General features: G+C 37.0%; 13 protein-coding genes, 2 tRNA genes and 1 pseudogene. 12 read left to right on the top strand and 4 right to left on the bottom strand.

The features are described 5' to 3' along the window. Nucleotides 1–117 precede the first annotated feature (117 nt). Together kdsB and QVO66_RS04965 are read left to right on the top strand one after the other, a co-directional pair. Nucleotides 118–876 (top strand): 3-deoxy-manno-octulosonate cytidylyltransferase, encoded by a 759-nt coding sequence (gene kdsB / locus QVO66_RS04970; RefSeq protein ID WP_021854314.1) that lies wholly within the window; start codon nt 118–120, stop codon nt 874–876. 230 nt (nt 877–1,106) lie between these two features. Continuing rightward, nucleotides 1,107–1,271: pseudogene (locus QVO66_RS04965) on the top strand (transposase); the annotation flags it as partial. A gap of 262 nt (nt 1,272–1,533) precedes the next feature. Here QVO66_RS04965 and QVO66_RS04960 read toward each other — a convergent pair. From QVO66_RS04960 to QVO66_RS04945, 4 genes are all read right to left on the bottom strand, one after another. Next, nucleotides 1,534–1,605, bottom strand: a tRNA-Glu gene (locus tag QVO66_RS04960). 11 nt (nt 1,606–1,616) lie between these two features. Then, nucleotides 1,617–1,704: transfer RNA gene (locus QVO66_RS04955), tRNA-Ser, on the bottom strand. Between the two features lie 268 nt (nt 1,705–1,972). Further along, nucleotides 1,973–2,791 (bottom strand): DUF5715 family protein, encoded by an 819-nt coding sequence (locus QVO66_RS04950; RefSeq protein WP_288172612.1) that lies wholly within the window; start codon nt 2,789–2,791, stop codon nt 1,973–1,975. A gap of 54 nt (nt 2,792–2,845) precedes the next feature. After that, nucleotides 2,846–3,829 (bottom strand): eCIS core domain-containing protein, encoded by a 984-nt coding sequence (locus QVO66_RS04945; RefSeq protein WP_021854312.1) that lies wholly within the window; start codon nt 3,827–3,829, stop codon nt 2,846–2,848. A gap of 477 nt (nt 3,830–4,306) precedes the next feature. On the opposite strand from QVO66_RS04945, the gene QVO66_RS04940 reads away from it, so the two are divergent. From QVO66_RS04940 to QVO66_RS04895, 10 genes are all read left to right on the top strand, one after another. After that, nucleotides 4,307–5,254: a PhoH family protein gene (locus QVO66_RS04940; protein ID WP_021854311.1), complete on the top strand. Its 948-nt coding sequence runs from the start codon at nt 4,307–4,309 to the stop codon at nt 5,252–5,254. A 27-nt stretch (nt 5,255–5,281) separates the two neighbouring features. After that, nucleotides 5,282–6,229 carry a phosphoribosylaminoimidazolesuccinocarboxamide synthase gene (locus tag QVO66_RS04935; RefSeq protein WP_021854310.1) on the top strand — a complete coding sequence of 316 codons (948 nt, stop codon included), beginning with the start codon at nt 5,282–5,284 and terminating at the stop codon, nt 6,227–6,229. A gap of 58 nt (nt 6,230–6,287) precedes the next feature. After that, a complete protein-coding gene (ubiE, locus tag QVO66_RS04930) occupies nt 6,288–7,025 on the top strand; it encodes a bifunctional demethylmenaquinone methyltransferase/2-methoxy-6-polyprenyl-1,4-benzoquinol methylase UbiE (RefSeq protein ID WP_021854309.1) in 738 nt (245 codons plus the stop codon). A 10-nt stretch (nt 7,026–7,035) separates the two neighbouring features. Beyond that, nucleotides 7,036–7,782 carry a shikimate dehydrogenase family protein gene (locus tag QVO66_RS04925; protein ID WP_021854308.1) on the top strand — a complete coding sequence of 249 codons (747 nt, stop codon included), beginning with the start codon at nt 7,036–7,038 and terminating at the stop codon, nt 7,780–7,782. Between the two features lie 40 nt (nt 7,783–7,822). After that, entirely contained in the window at nt 7,823–8,992 is a 1,170-nt protein-coding gene (locus tag QVO66_RS04920) for an AIR synthase-related protein (protein WP_021854307.1), read from the top strand. Between the two features lie 4 nt (nt 8,993–8,996). Next, a complete protein-coding gene (prfA, locus tag QVO66_RS04915; RefSeq protein WP_021854306.1) occupies nt 8,997–10,109 on the top strand; it encodes a peptide chain release factor 1 in 1,113 nt (370 codons plus the stop codon). A gap of 133 nt (nt 10,110–10,242) precedes the next feature. Then, entirely contained in the window at nt 10,243–11,067 is an 825-nt protein-coding gene (gene pyrF / locus QVO66_RS04910; protein WP_021854305.1) for an orotidine-5'-phosphate decarboxylase, read from the top strand. A 779-nt stretch (nt 11,068–11,846) separates the two neighbouring features. Then, nucleotides 11,847–13,067, top strand: coding sequence for an HD domain-containing protein (locus tag QVO66_RS04905; RefSeq protein WP_021854304.1), 1,221 nt, complete (start codon nt 11,847–11,849; stop codon nt 13,065–13,067). A gap of 43 nt (nt 13,068–13,110) precedes the next feature. Further along, nucleotides 13,111–14,148, top strand: a complete 1,038-nt coding sequence (gene lpxD, locus QVO66_RS04900) for a UDP-3-O-(3-hydroxymyristoyl)glucosamine N-acyltransferase (RefSeq protein ID WP_021854303.1) — start codon at nt 13,111–13,113, stop codon at nt 14,146–14,148. Nucleotides 14,149–14,151: 3 nt separating this feature from the next. Beyond that, a partial coding sequence (locus QVO66_RS04895; RefSeq protein WP_288172610.1) for a UDP-3-O-acyl-N-acetylglucosamine deacetylase occupies nt 14,152–14,760 on the top strand: 609 nt, incomplete at its 3' end.

The following is a 14,760-nucleotide window of genomic DNA, read 5'->3' as shown; positions in this document are numbered from 1 at the left end:
TCACCAAAAGTAATAAAAAATAACCATACTGCAAAATTATTTTTTTAAAATCGGTTTTACGAATATATTTATTGATAAATATTAGTATCTTTGCAAAAATATTAAAACAGAAATACTATGAACTTTGTAGGAATCATACCAGCAAGATATTCGTCAACACGCTTTCCCGGAAAACCGTTAGCCATTTTAGGCGGAAAACCCGTAATTCAACATGTTTACGAAAAAGTTTCAAAAGTGCTTGACGACGTATACGTCGCCACTGACGACGAAAGGATTAAGGACGCGGTGGAAAGCTTTGGAGGAAATGCTATTATGACATCCCCTAATCACAAAAGTGGGACTGACAGAATAGAAGAAGCAGTAAATATTATAGAAAAAAAATTTGACGTCATAATCAACATCCAAGGTGATGAGCCATTTATCCACAAGACCCAAATAGAAACAATACGCAGATGTTTCGATGACCCAGAAACTATGATTGCGACTTTAGGCAGGCCATTTACTGAAAAAGACTCTATAAACGATTTAGAGAATCCCAATTCCCCAAAACTCATTTGCGACAACAATGGCTTTGCCATGTATTTTAGCAGGAATATAATACCCTATATACGCGGAGAAGAAAAATCAAATTGGATAAACAAATTCACATATTTAAAGCATATTGGACTTTATGCATACAGGGCTAATGTCTTGTCAGAAATAACAAAATTACCACAATCAAGCCTAGAGCTTGCTGAAAGTTTGGAACAACTCAGATGGCTTCAAAATGGATACCGCATAAAAGTAGGCATTACCCGCGTTGAAACCATAGGAATTGATACTCCCGAAGACTTAAAGCGCGCAGAAGAATTTATCACCCAACACGACAGGCAATAAAGAACAAACAAAGACTATCACATATAACAAAGCAATTTCATCTGAAATCAGATAGAAGGAAAAAATGAAAGGGCGCATTTTTATGTGTCCTTTCATTTTTCTCCAAACGACAAACTTACATTTGCATTTAGCCGACCAATAGCGAGTACTATTGCAGACAACAAATACACACATTAATTTTAATCAATATATTCAAACCAAAACATATCAGGAAAAGGCAACCTTTCTCTTATGAGTATAATGATGAAATATTGAAATTTTATAACAATCGTTCCACGAATACAGCTGCTGAATCATTCAATGCTAAAATCAAACTCTTCAGAGCTAATCTTCATGGAGTGACAGATAAAAAGTTTTTCCTCTTTAAAATCGCAAAGCTCTACGGATATCCCCATCAAATTCCTACTGCCCCAATACGCCATCAAAATAATTTGATGCTAAAGCCAAACTTTTCAAAGCAAATCTTCATGAAACAACGGACAAAAGTCTTTCTCTTTAGGATTGCACAAGCACACAGATATCCAACAAGATTTCTACGACCAACTTAAACTAACGATTAAACACAATTTTATAAATTTCCAAAGGGATTTTTACAAAAAAATAAAAGGAAGAAAACAATCATAATGTCTCTTCCTTTCAAATGCATTTAAACTTTCGTAGTGGATAGGGGAATCGAACCCCTATGCCAAGATTGAGAATCTTGTATCCTAACCATTAGATGAATCCACCTTAAATCACAGCGGAAGCTGGGGGATTCGAACCCCCGGTACGATAAACTCGCACGGCAGTTTAGCAAACTGCTGGTTTCAGCCACTCACCCAAACTTCCTTTCCGGTTTATTGTACCGAAGCATTATCGCTCAAATGCGGTTGCAAAGGTAAGCATTTTTTTTGTTCCTGCAAATTTTAGCCACTCACCCAAACTTCCTTTCCGGTTTATTGTACCGAAGCATTCTCGCTCAAATGCGATGCAAAGGTATGCATTTATTTTTATCCCTGCAAATTTTTCTGGAGTTTTTTTTCATTTAATTCAAAAAAACTTTTTTACACCTTATTATATATTATAAACGCTCCTTTATGGAGTCAAATTTTAAGCATTATCTAACTGTAATATGGAAGCACCCCTGTTTAACCTCATACTTAACATAACACCGATTATTCTCACGCATATCACGCAAGACCTCACTTAACACCCACTTAAGCGTATCATTTCTTACCATTCGGCCTTTGCTTCCATCTAGTTTATTAATAGTTTTATAGCGATTATAACATACATCAAAAGTTGTACCATACAAATGACATGAATTTTCCGTTGCATTTCCATTGTAATTCCGAAGTTTCATCACATCTTCTTTTGACCGGAGAACACTAGTTACAATTATTTGATGCAATGGTATATTTTTTATTCTTAGGCTATCATAATACGCCCTACCAATATCATTGAGTAGGACAGCTGCGCGTGGAACCAAATACGGAATACTACTGCGCAAAGGATCTATAAAATAATAAGGATTTGCACCAACAAAAACAAGTTCTTTTTTTCTATTTTCTGCATCTTCTCTATTTTCAACAGGTTTTACTCCATACTTATTGGCAGAAACTAGCTGCACGTCATTATTGTCAGGGAATGTACGACTAAAACCAGGCACACTATTTATACGATTACGTACCTGTGTTCCTTCTGCATTATAGAAAGACGTCAACTTAAATATTGAAAAAACCACGTGCTCCCCATCACCTACACTATCCTTTTTACCCAAAGTGTTAATGCTAGAATCATTTAAAGCATCATTCACGACAACAGGCCTATTTACATTTTTATCTTTTGCGACATCAGGAAAAATCAGACGTATCATAGCCAAAATCAAAACTATGGCCACAAAACTCATCAAATACCTATTTTTTGTTATTTTCATACGTTCTTTATTTATTCAACATAGAAACAAAAAAAAGACTCACATCTTTTTGTATCAATCAACATTAAAATTTCGAATTGTTGAAACAATTTCATTGATAATTTCCGGATTTGGCAATTCTTTAACATCTCCACACAAGGCTATCGAGAAGTTATCTGCCAAACATTCTTCCGGATTTATAACATACCCTGTATTTCTTCCTACCTTATCATAAAAATCGGATGCATCATCCAATTTATACATCAACATCTTTCCATCCTTCATTACCGGAGAAAATTTATCGTCAAGCGGAACCAATCCGATGTGCACATAATCAAAAAAAGATCCTCCGGCATAATCACGATCAGAACAAATAACCATTGTGCATGGCTGTTGTTTTCCACCGACACTTAACATGGCATAGCTATCATAATGATTCACATCCGGATTAGATATAAATCGTTCGGTCACATCATCAGAAAACTTTATTTCTTTATTCAATATACTGAATCCTATTATTTTATACATTGACTTCCTAAAATCAATATTATTTCGTGTCATCACATGAAACAACTCATGAGCCAACAGCTTAGCAAGCCTTTTGGTATTAACTTTTTTCAAAAGACCTTCACCTAAACAGACTACTTCGCCTCGAGTATACGCTGCTGCACCTCCCTCCTCTTTCATCGTTGTTTTTATAAGCAGTACTTCTTGAGGGATAGGAAGCTTCAAGCCCTTTCGAGCAATAGCATCATCCAATATTGCAAAAGCTTTAACAACAGAATCTTTTTCTGTATCTGTAAAATCTCTAGTCTCTCGTCTTATCATGTCTACCATATCGTCATGAGTAGCATTCTTTTTACCCACACGAGCCTCCAAGTCAAATTTCCCAAGACGTTCTACATAACCCTTAGAAACAGCCAACACATTATTTGCTTCCTCCTTATCCGCAAATCTGAGAGAATAACTATCATTATTACCATAAGATAAACAACAAAACGAGACGAGGCATAAGCCAAACGAGACTGCACGCTGATAAAACTGTCCAATAATATACATAATTTAAATTTAAATAAAACGATGCAAAGATAATGTAAGTATATGTAAATACAAAATAAATATGTTTATTGCATACAGAAAGGACGTCAACAATTAACATAATTTTATCCATGACAAAATAGCAACATTTTTTATTGGAAAATCCAATTAAAAACAATATCATCAAAACAAAATATTTCTTGCAACAAACAAAATACATAGACTTTTAAATATATCTTCAACTCATATCAATGCCATGGCCATGGCATCCATTCAAGATTATATCACTAAGACATATGGAGAGAAAAAACAAATTTAAATGAAATCTATCCCCTATATGACAAAAGCCTTTTATCAATAAATACAACATAGCGATACAATCATAACATTCTCACACCTATACGCTATCAGCCCGAGAATAGAAAAAAGATAAGAAAAACGATGATATATTGAAAAAGTTTCTGTAATTTTGCACAATAATATTAAATTCGAATAAAATTGATCGAGAAGCACATTGTACTTGAGGATATTGACCCTGTAATATTATACGGAGTCAACAATACGCATTTGCAAATAATCAAGGCACTATACCCAAAGCTCAGGATAGTTGCACGTGATAATGTCCTACGCGTATTAGGAGACGAAGAGCAAATGGCAAACTTTGAAGAAAACATTGAGAAAATACGCAAGCACGTCTTAAAATACAACTCGATTAATGAAGATAATTTAATCAACATAATTAAGGGCGGGAAGATTAACGATGATACTTCGAGTGATGTTGTAGTATATAACATCTCTGGAAAACCAATAAAAAGCAGAAGTGCCAATCAGCAGAAACTGATTGATGCGTACAACAACAATGACATGCTGTTCGCAGTCGGTCCTGCCGGCACGGGCAAAACATATTTAAGTATAGCTCTTGCTGTAAAAGCCCTCAAAGAGAAAGCGACAAAAAAAATAATATTAAGTCGTCCGGCTGTTGAGGCTGGAGAAAAGTTAGGCTTTCTGCCAGGTGACATGAAAGACAAAATCGACCCATATCTGCAGCCTCTTTATGATGCACTTGAAGACATGATTCCTGCAGTTAAATTACAGGACATGATTGAGAAACATATCATCCAGATTGCACCATTGGCATTTATGCGTGGACGAACACTCAGTGATGCTGTAATAATTCTCGACGAGGCACAAAATACAACATCAGCTCAAATACGTATGTTTTTAACCCGACTTGGATGGAATGCAAAAATGATCATAACAGGCGACCTTACTCAGGTTGACTTACCGCATGGAACGACTAGTGGGCTACGAGAAGCTATACGTGTATTAAATGGCATTGAAGGAATCTCTTTTATAAATATGAATGAAAAGGATATCGTAAGACATAAGCTTGTCACACGAATAGTCAATGCATATGAAAGAGATAAAGAAATAAAGAACAAGTAGAAAAGGTTTTACAATAAATCAACAAGAATGAAAGCACTTACAAGAACAGATTTCCATTTTGATGGACAAAAAAGCGTATATCATGGTAAGGTACGCGATGTTTACAACATTAACGACGACATTATCGTAATGATTGCCACAGACAGAATTTCAGCTTTCGACGTTATTCTGCCTAAAGGAATACCTTTTAAGGGTCAGGTTCTTAACCAGATTGCATCAAAATTTCTGGATCAGACAAAGGACATTTGTCCAAACTGGAAACTTGCCACTCCCGATCCAATGGTTACAGTTGGTCTGAAATGCGAAGGATTCCGCGTTGAAATGATTATACGTTCAATTCTGACAGGTTCGGCATGGCGTGAGTATCAAAAGGGATGTCGTGAAATTTGTGGTGTTAAACTGCCCGATGGAATGAAAGAGAATCAGCGTTTCCCCGAACCAATAATAACACCTACAACAAAGGCTGACGAAGGTCATGACATGAATATTTCCAAAGAAGAAATAATCGCTCAAGGCATTGTAAGTAAAGAAGATTACGAGGTAATGGAGGACTATACACGTAAGATTTTTGCACGCGGACAAGAAATTGCAGCAGAACATGGCCTTATCCTCGTTGATACTAAATACGAATTTGGAAAAAGAGACGGTAAAGTTTATCTTATTGACGAAGTACATACTCCAGACAGCAGCCGTTATTTCTATGCAGACGGTTATGAGGAGAAATTTGAGAAAGGTGAGCCGCAACGCCAATTGTCTAAAGAATTTGTACGTCAATGGCTTATTGAACACAACTTCATGAATGAGCCCGGACAGACAATGCCAGAAATAACAGACGAATATGCCGAAAGTGTAAGCGAACGCTACATTGAATTGTTCGAGAACATTACCGGTGATAAATTCGACAAAGCTGCTGAAGATGGTGATATTGCAGCACGAATCGAAAACAATGTGAAGAATTATCTGAAAAACAGATAATAATTCATATTGACAAAATACCTCTATAGCATCATGCCTTTTTATAAATCAGATAAAAATGACCTACAAACAGGAACGTATAACGCCATATAATAACGGGGAAGAAAAGAGCAAGCAGGTTGAAACAATGTTTGATACCATAGCTCATTCGTATGATCTGCTTAATCACAGGCTGTCACTTGGCATTGACTATCTTTGGAGAAATACGGCCATAAAACAGCTTAAGCCCTTTAAACCTCTTAAAATACTAGATGTTGCGACAGGGACAGGTGATTTTGCGATAAAATCAGCCAAGGAGTTATCCCCTGAAAAGGTCATTGGCATTGATATATCAGAAGGCATGATGCGTATTGGTCAAGAGAAAGTTAAGAATGAGAGACTGAGCGAAATCATAAGCTTTGAAAAGGAAGACTGCGAACATCTCTCTTACGCAGACAATACATTCGACGCAATAATAACCGCATTTGGAATCAGAAATTTTCAAAATCTTGATGCTAGTTTAAAGGAGATGTGCAGAGTATTGAAAAAGGGAGGACACGTAAGTATTCTAGAGCTTAGCCAGCCAGTAAGTTTCCCTATGAAGCAATTATTTTGGATATACTCTCATTCCGTACTACCGCTATATGGAAAGCTTGTTTCTAAAGACAAAAATGCGTATCGTTATTTAACAACAACAATAGAAGCATTTCCACAAGGTGAAGTGATGACAGATATCATAAAAAAAGCCGGGTTTACTGAAGCTACATTCAAACGTTTAACCTTCGGCATTTGCACTTGTTATTTTGCAACTAAATAAATATAAGTCTATGGATAAATATGGATTAATAGGTTACCCATTAGGTCATTCATTTTCAAAAAGTTATTTCAACGAAAAATTTGAAAATGAAGGAATTAATGCTGAATATATCAACTTTGAGATTCCGACACTCGACTCCCTTCCGGAAATTTTAGCTTCTAACCCGGAACTGAAAGGCCTTAATGTCACAATACCATATAAAGAAAAAGTTATCAGTTATCTTGACTCCATAAGCCCCGAAGCAAGAGCTATAGGAGCAGTAAATGTTATACGCGTTGACCACAAAGGTAATGATACTTATCTGAAAGGCTTTAACAGCGATGTCATTGGTTTTACAAAAAGCATTGAGCCCTTGCTTGAAAGATTTCATAAAAAAGCATTAATATTAGGAACAGGAGGGGCATCTAAAGCTGTAAACTTCGGTTTAAAATCACTAGGTCTTGAAACAGTATTCGTAAGCAGATTTGAACGTCCTGGAACGATACAATATTCACAAATCACCCCTGACATAATTCAGGAGTACAATGTTATTGTTAATTGCACTCCATGCGGAATGTATCCGCATATAGACGAGTGTCCTCAATTGCCATATGAGGCAATGACAAGCAAGAACATCCTTTATGACTTGCTCTATAATCCCGATGAAACTCTTTTCATGAAAAAAGGAGCCCAACATGGTGCCACTGTAAAAAATGGATTAGAAATGCTTTTATTACAGGCATTTGCAAGTTGGGAATTTTGGCATAATAAAGAATAAGACGTAATTTTTGTTCCATATACATAAAAATATATTTAAAATGGATTTACACAACCGCTACATGATGCGTGGTGTTTCTGCAGCAAAAGAAGATGTACACAACGCAATAAAGAACATAGATAAGGGTATCTTTCCACAGGCATTTTGTAAAATAATACCAGACATTCTAGGAGGCGATCCTGAATATTGTAATATTATGCATGCAGATGGCGCAGGTACTAAGTCGTCATTGGCTTATATGTATTGGAAAGAGACCGGTGACTTAAGTGTATGGAAAGGCATTGCACAAGATGCACTAATTATGAATACGGACGACCTGCTTTGTGTTGGAGCTGTAGATAACATACTTGTTTCAAGCACAATCGGACGAAATAAAATGCTGGTACCAGGAGAAGTCATATCTGCTATTATTAATGGCACTGACGAACTTTTAGCCAGCATGCGAGAAATGGGCATTGGAATTTATGCAACAGGAGGTGAAACAGCTGATGTTGGCGATTTAGTAAGAACAATTATCGTCGACTCTACTGTTACATGTAGAATGAAACGTAGCGACGTAATCAACAACGCCAACATTCAACCAGGCGATGTCATTGTCGGACTTGCCTCATTTGGCCAGGCAACATACGAAACAAGCTATAACGGAGGTATGGGCAGCAATGGTCTGACTAGTGCACGCCATGACGTGTTTGCTAAATATCTTGCAGAAAAATATCCAGAAAGTTACGATCATGCAGTTCCTGACGAGCTTGTTTATAGTGGTCATTATCACCTGGACGACAAATTAGCAGATGTACCTGTAAATGCAGGTCAGCTAGTCCTCTCTCCTACCCGTACATACGCACCAGTTATTAAACGCATTCTTGACGAATTACGTCCGGAAATACATGGTATGGTACATTGTACAGGCGGTGCACAAACAAAAGTGCTACACTTCGTAAATGACAATTGCAAGGTTGTCAAAGACAACATGTTCCCGGTTCCACCTCTTTTCAGAATGATTAGAGAGGAAAGTCAGACTGACTGGAAGGAAATGTATAAAGTGTTCAATATGGGACACAGAATGGAGATATATGTAAAACCCGAATTTGCAGAAAAAGTAATTAATATAAGTAAGAGTTTCAATATAGACGCTCAGATTATCGGACATATCGAAGAAGGAGAAAAGAGTCTGACCATTAAATCTGAATTTGGAGAATTTAACTATTAATTATATGCCCGAAAACAATAGTATTTTAGAAAAGCTCGAAGGACTTGAAAGCAGATATGAAGAGGTTGCCACATTGATAACAGACCCTTCTGTCATTTCAGATCAGGAAAGATACGTAAGACTTACACGAGAATATAAAGACCTCGATGAGATAATGAAGGCCAGAAAACGATATATTGCCTGCATAAACTCAATAAACGAGGCTAAAGATATTCTTGCCAACGAAAGTGATCCGGACCTGAGAGAGATGGCCCGTGAAGAACTTCAAGCCAATGAAGAGTTACAGCCTAAAATTGAGGAGGAGATAAAAATTGCCTTAGTACCGAAGGATCCGGAAGACGCCAAGAACGTCCAAATGGAAATTAGAGCCGGAACGGGCGGTGACGAAGCAGCACTGTTTGCAGGCGATTTATTTCAAATGTATAAAAAATACTGTGATTCAAAAGGCTGGTCCCTGTCTGTAACAAGCGTAAGTGAAGGAGCTGTTGGCGGATATAAGGAAATAGACTTTGCTGTAAGCGGCGACAATGTATATGGAATACTAAAATATGAATCTGGCGTACATCGTGTACAACGTGTACCAGCCACAGAAACACAGGGCCGTATGCACACAAGCGCTGCAACAGTAGCTGTATTGCCCGAAGCTGATAAATTTGAAGTTAACATCAACGAAGGCGACATTAAGTGGGACACATTCAGAAGTTCCGGTGCCGGAGGACAGAATGTAAACAAAGTGGAGTCTGGAGTTCGTCTTAGATATCCATGGAAAAATCCGAATACCGGTGAAGTTGAAGAAATTCTTATTGAATGTACTGAAACACGAGACCAGCCTAAGAATAAGGAAAGGGCACTTTCAAGATTGCGTACTTTCATCTACGACAGAGAGCATCAGAAATACATCGATGATATAGCTAGCCGCAGAAAGACATTGGTGTCAACTGGTGACAGAAGTGCAAAGATCAGAACATATAACTTCCAGCAAGGACGTGTAACTGACCACAGAATCGGCTATACAACACATGATCTGTCCGGATTCCTGGCAGGAAACATACAAGATATGATAGACGCCTTAACTGTAGAAGAAAATGCAGAACGCATGAAAGAGGCTGAACTATAAATCCTAATGTTTGGGTGGATTATTTATATGAAATAAAAGTTTTATATAAGACTTGGCAATTGCAAAAACCTGAGCATCAGCCATTTCATATAAAAGAATTCACTTAATAAATAAAAACATAAATTCAGAAAAAATGAACAGAAAACAATTAGTTGACCAAATATTCAGCAAACAATCTTTTCTGTGTGTCGGACTCGACACTGATATCAAAAAAGTGCCGGAATGTTTACTGAACAACGAAGATCCTATATTCGACTTCAACAAAGCCATAATAGATGCAACGGCACAATATTGTGTTGCATACAAGCCAAATTTGGCTTTCTACGAATGCATGGGTGTAAAAGGAATGATATCATTTGAACGTACGATAAAATACCTCAAAGAAAACTATCCTGACCATTTCATAATAGCAGATGCAAAACGTGGCGACATAGGAAACACATCCTCTATGTATGCCCGTACATTCTTTGAAGAATATGATATCGACTCATTGACCGTTGCGCCTTACATGGGCGAAGACAGTGTTACACCATTCCTCAACTATGAAGGCAAATGGGTTATTCTATTGGCGCTCACAAGCAATAAAGGTTCACATGATTTTCAGCTGACAGCCGACCAAGACGGCGAAAGACTTTTTGAAAAAGTCATACGTAAGTCACAGGCATGGGGTGATGAGCAAAACATGATGTATGTAGTTGGTGCCACTCAGGGCTCAATGTTCCAAGACATACGTAAAGTTGCTCCTAATCACTTCTTACTTGTACCTGGAGTTGGAGCACAAGGCGGAAGCCTACAAGAAGTATGCAAATACGGAATAATCAAAGACTGCGGACTATTAGTAAACAGCAGCAGAGGTATCATTTATGCCTCAAACGGAAGCGATTTTGCTGAAGCTGCAGCAATTAAAGCTGAAGCCCTGCAAAAAGAAATGGCCATAGAATTAAACAAAATAAAGTAGGTATAAAAATCCTCCGGCATTAAAGCAAATGTCGGAGGTTTTCTTTTATAAAATATAGTCATAGACATAAGCACTGTCAGAATGTCACACAATTTGCACTTATTTTGACTTTCTGATTTCAAATAGTAGGCTATTTTTCCATTGAACACTGATTCTACTCTGAAAAAGCCATAAAATCCGACTATTGCTCATTCAACAGAAAAACCTCTCATTTTCAAGCAGTTAAAGCAGTTAACAATAAATTCTAAGCACAATATCAGTCTAAAAAACATCTAAAATGCCACCTATTACAGTATAGAATGCAGCATTTTACATGTCAAAACACATTCAATCAGCCACACAAATACAGTTAAATAGACGACAAAACTCAATGACTTCCAACCAAGAACAAGCAAATATATGTGTTTTGAAGATAAAGTATTAGCATAAAAGTAATCAAGCATCGCATTTTATCCGCTAAAACATAACATTAGCCGACACATTAAAAAATTACACTTTGACAGTCCATACATTATTTTGTTTTCCTTTTGTCAATCATAAAAGCAGCATTTAATAGGTAGATATTATTCACAGAAAGTTTATTCCATCTCATACGGGCCTTAACATCAGTTAACTTTCATCATCAAGCTATTTTATTGTATATCAAACAAATAAACTGTATATTTGCATTTGCCACATGCTGTTATAACATATATCATGAATCAGATTTCAGCTATAATGTAAAACACCAGTACTACTTATTTACCTTTTGAAGTTGTACAACATATAAAACAAGCGAAATGAATGACAGTAAAATAATAAATGACCCAATCTTCGGATTCATAAAGATACCTCATGGTCTTCTGTTAGATATTGTTGAGCATCCGCTAATGCAGAGGCTTACACGAATAAAGCAACTTGGACTTACATCTATGGTGTACCCTTCCGCACAACACACTCGCTTTCAGCATTCTATCGGTGCATTCCATTTAATGAGCGAAGCCATTACGTCATTAACCCAAAAAGGAATATACATATTCGACAGTGAAGCTGAAGCTGTTGAGGCTGCTATACTAATGCACGACATTGGACATGGCCCATTCTCTCATGTCTTAGAGCATACATTGATAAGCGGAATAAGCCACGAAGAAATATCCTTGCTTATGATGGAACAAATTAACAAGGAAATGAAAGGAGAATTGAATTTAGCACTCAAAATATTCAAGAATGAATATCCAAAAAAGTTTCTGCATCAGCTGATAAGCAGCCAGCTTGACATGGACAGGCTAGACTATCTCAGACGTGACAGCTTTTACACGGGAGTGTCTGAAGGAAATATTGGCAGTGCCAGAATAATAAAGATGCTTGACGTACACAATGATAATCTTGTTGTAAATTCAAAAGGGCTGTATTCTATCGAAAATTATCTAATGGCAAGACGTCTGATGTATTGGCAAGTGTATCTGCATAAAACTACCGTCTCCAGCGAAAAAGTACTAGTAAACGCTCTCTTACGTGCAAAAAGACTTGCACATGAAGGCAAAGAAATTTTCGCAACACCCTGTTTAAGATATTTTTTATACAATGACATCGATGCAGAGACATTCAGAAATGACAAACAAGCCCAGCTGTATTACACAAAACTCGACGACAGCGACATACTAAGTTCCCTTAAAGTATGGACAGACAGCAACGATAAAGTGCTGTCGATTCTTTCCACAGATATCATAAACCGCAATATCTTCAAAGTTGAAATTTTCGAAAATCCTTTGGACGACGCCTATGCTGAAAGCAAGAAACGTACAATTGCAGACATGTTCAAAATAAGTTTAGAAGAAGCTGGCTATCTCATGAGCATTGACACAATACAAAAAGATATGTACGATGTTAATGAAGACCAAATCACTATACTGTTCAAAGACAATACAACAAAAGACATTTCTGAATCTTCAGAATTGTTGAATATTGCATTACTTTCAAAAAAAATCAGAAAATATTATTTATGTTATCAACGTTTTTGAATAAATTTATTTATCTTTGCAGATAATATGTAATTAAATTGCAATGGAATTTACAGCAAACCAAATAGCAAGTTTTATCCAAGGCAAAGTTGAAGGCGATGAAAATGCCACAGTAAATACATTTGCCAAAATTGAAGAGGGAAAAACAGGAGCTATATCATTCCTTTCAAATCCCAAATACACACACTATATTTACGAAACACAATCAAGTATTGTGCTTGTCAACGAAGACGTTGAGTTGACAAAACCAGTCAAAGCCACCTTGATTAGAGTAAAGAATGCCTATGAATGCGTTGCAAAACTTCTGCAAATGTATCAGGCTGCACTTCCTAAAAAAAGTGGCATAAGCTCAATGGCTTTCATATCACCTAAAGCGACAATTGGCGACAATTGCTATGTAGGTGCTTTTGCATATATAGGCGAGAACGTTGTTATCGGTGAAAATACACAAATATATCCACATACGGTTATTGAAGATGGTGTTAAAATTGGAAATGGATGTATCTTATATCCTAATGTCACCATCTACAAAGAGTGTAAGCTAGGCAATAATGTTACAATTCATGCCGGCACTGTCATTGGCGCAGACGGTTTTGGATTTGCTCCAAATACTGATGGATATGACAAAATACCACAAATTGGCATTGTAACTATTGAAGATAACGTTGAAATTGGAGCCAACTCATGCGTAGACCGTTCTACGATGGGAACAACAATTATACGTAAAGGTGTAAAACTTGACAATCTTGTACAGATTGCTCACAATGTTGAAGTGGGCGAAAATACTGTAATGTCTGCTCAGACAGGCGTTGCAGGTAGTACAAAAATTGGCAAAGGCTGTATGTTTGGAGGTCAAGTCGGCATTGCAGGACATGCAACAATTGGTGATAAGACTTTCCTTGGTGCCCAGTCTGGAGTGCCAGGCAACCTTAAAGGCAATGAGACTCTCATCGGAACGCCGCCGACTGATCCAAAGGCTTACTTTAAGTCTATTGCATTAACACGCAGGCTACCAGAAATTTACAAAGAGCTCAACGAGTTAAAACATGAAGTTGAAAAATTAAAAGAGACATATAAATAAATCATGGAAATGTCAAAACAGAACACACTTAAAGGCAGTTTTGCACTGTGTGGAAAAGGTCTTCATACTGGATTAAATCTGACAATCACCTTTAATCCGGCAAATGAAAATACCGGATATAAGATACAAAGAATCGATCTTGAGGGTCAACCCATAATTGATGCCATTGCTGAAAATGTCGTTGACACCCAACGTGGAACTGTATTAGGGAAAGGTGATGTAAGAGTATCAACCGTAGAACATGGACTTGCCGCTCTGTATGCTTTAGGCATTGACAACTGCCTTATACAGGTAAATGGTCCTGAATTTCCAATTTTAGATGGCTCAGCAGCACAATACATTGAGAAGATCCGTGAAATTGGAATCGTTGAACAGAATGCTCCAAAAGACTTCTATATTATACGCCACAAGATAGAGGTAAAGGATAAAGAATCAGGTTCATGCATTACGATTCTGCCTGATGAAGAATTCAGCTTGACCGCAATGTGCTCTTTTGACTCTAAATTCATAAATAGTCAATTTGCAACACTTGACAAAATTGAAGATTTTGCCACAGAAATAGCTCCAGCCCGTACATTCGTCTTTGTAAGAGACATCGAACCGCTCTTAAAA

Source organism: Prevotella sp. CAG:255 (assembly GCF_000431195.1).
Taxonomy (GTDB): Bacteria; Bacteroidota; Bacteroidia; order Bacteroidales; family Bacteroidaceae; genus Prevotella; species Prevotella rara.
Note: the sequence above shows the minus strand (reverse complement) of the source record. Positions and strands in the feature narration are given on the sequence as shown.

Excerpts from the sequence above, each read along its gene's own strand:
- kdsB (WP_021854314.1), top strand. The coding sequence starts at position 118 with ATGAACTTTGTAGGAATCATACCAGCAAGATATTCGTCAACACGCTTT.
- QVO66_RS04950 (WP_288172612.1), bottom strand. The coding sequence starts at position 2,791 with ATGAAAATAACAAAAAATAGGTATTTGATGAGTTTTGTGGCCATAGTT.
- QVO66_RS04945 (WP_021854312.1), bottom strand. The coding sequence starts at position 3,829 with ATGTATATTATTGGACAGTTTTATCAGCGTGCAGTCTCGTTTGGCTTA.
- QVO66_RS04935 (WP_021854310.1), top strand. The coding sequence starts at position 5,282 with ATGAAAGCACTTACAAGAACAGATTTCCATTTTGATGGACAAAAAAGC.
- ubiE (WP_021854309.1), top strand. The coding sequence starts at position 6,288 with ATGACCTACAAACAGGAACGTATAACGCCATATAATAACGGGGAAGAA.
- QVO66_RS04925 (WP_021854308.1), top strand. The coding sequence starts at position 7,036 with ATGGATAAATATGGATTAATAGGTTACCCATTAGGTCATTCATTTTCA.
- QVO66_RS04920 (WP_021854307.1), top strand. The coding sequence starts at position 7,823 with ATGGATTTACACAACCGCTACATGATGCGTGGTGTTTCTGCAGCAAAA.
- prfA (WP_021854306.1), top strand. The coding sequence starts at position 8,997 with ATGCCCGAAAACAATAGTATTTTAGAAAAGCTCGAAGGACTTGAAAGC.
- pyrF (WP_021854305.1), top strand. The coding sequence starts at position 10,243 with ATGAACAGAAAACAATTAGTTGACCAAATATTCAGCAAACAATCTTTT.
- QVO66_RS04905 (WP_021854304.1), top strand. The coding sequence starts at position 11,847 with ATGAATGACAGTAAAATAATAAATGACCCAATCTTCGGATTCATAAAG.
- lpxD (WP_021854303.1), top strand. The coding sequence starts at position 13,111 with ATGGAATTTACAGCAAACCAAATAGCAAGTTTTATCCAAGGCAAAGTT.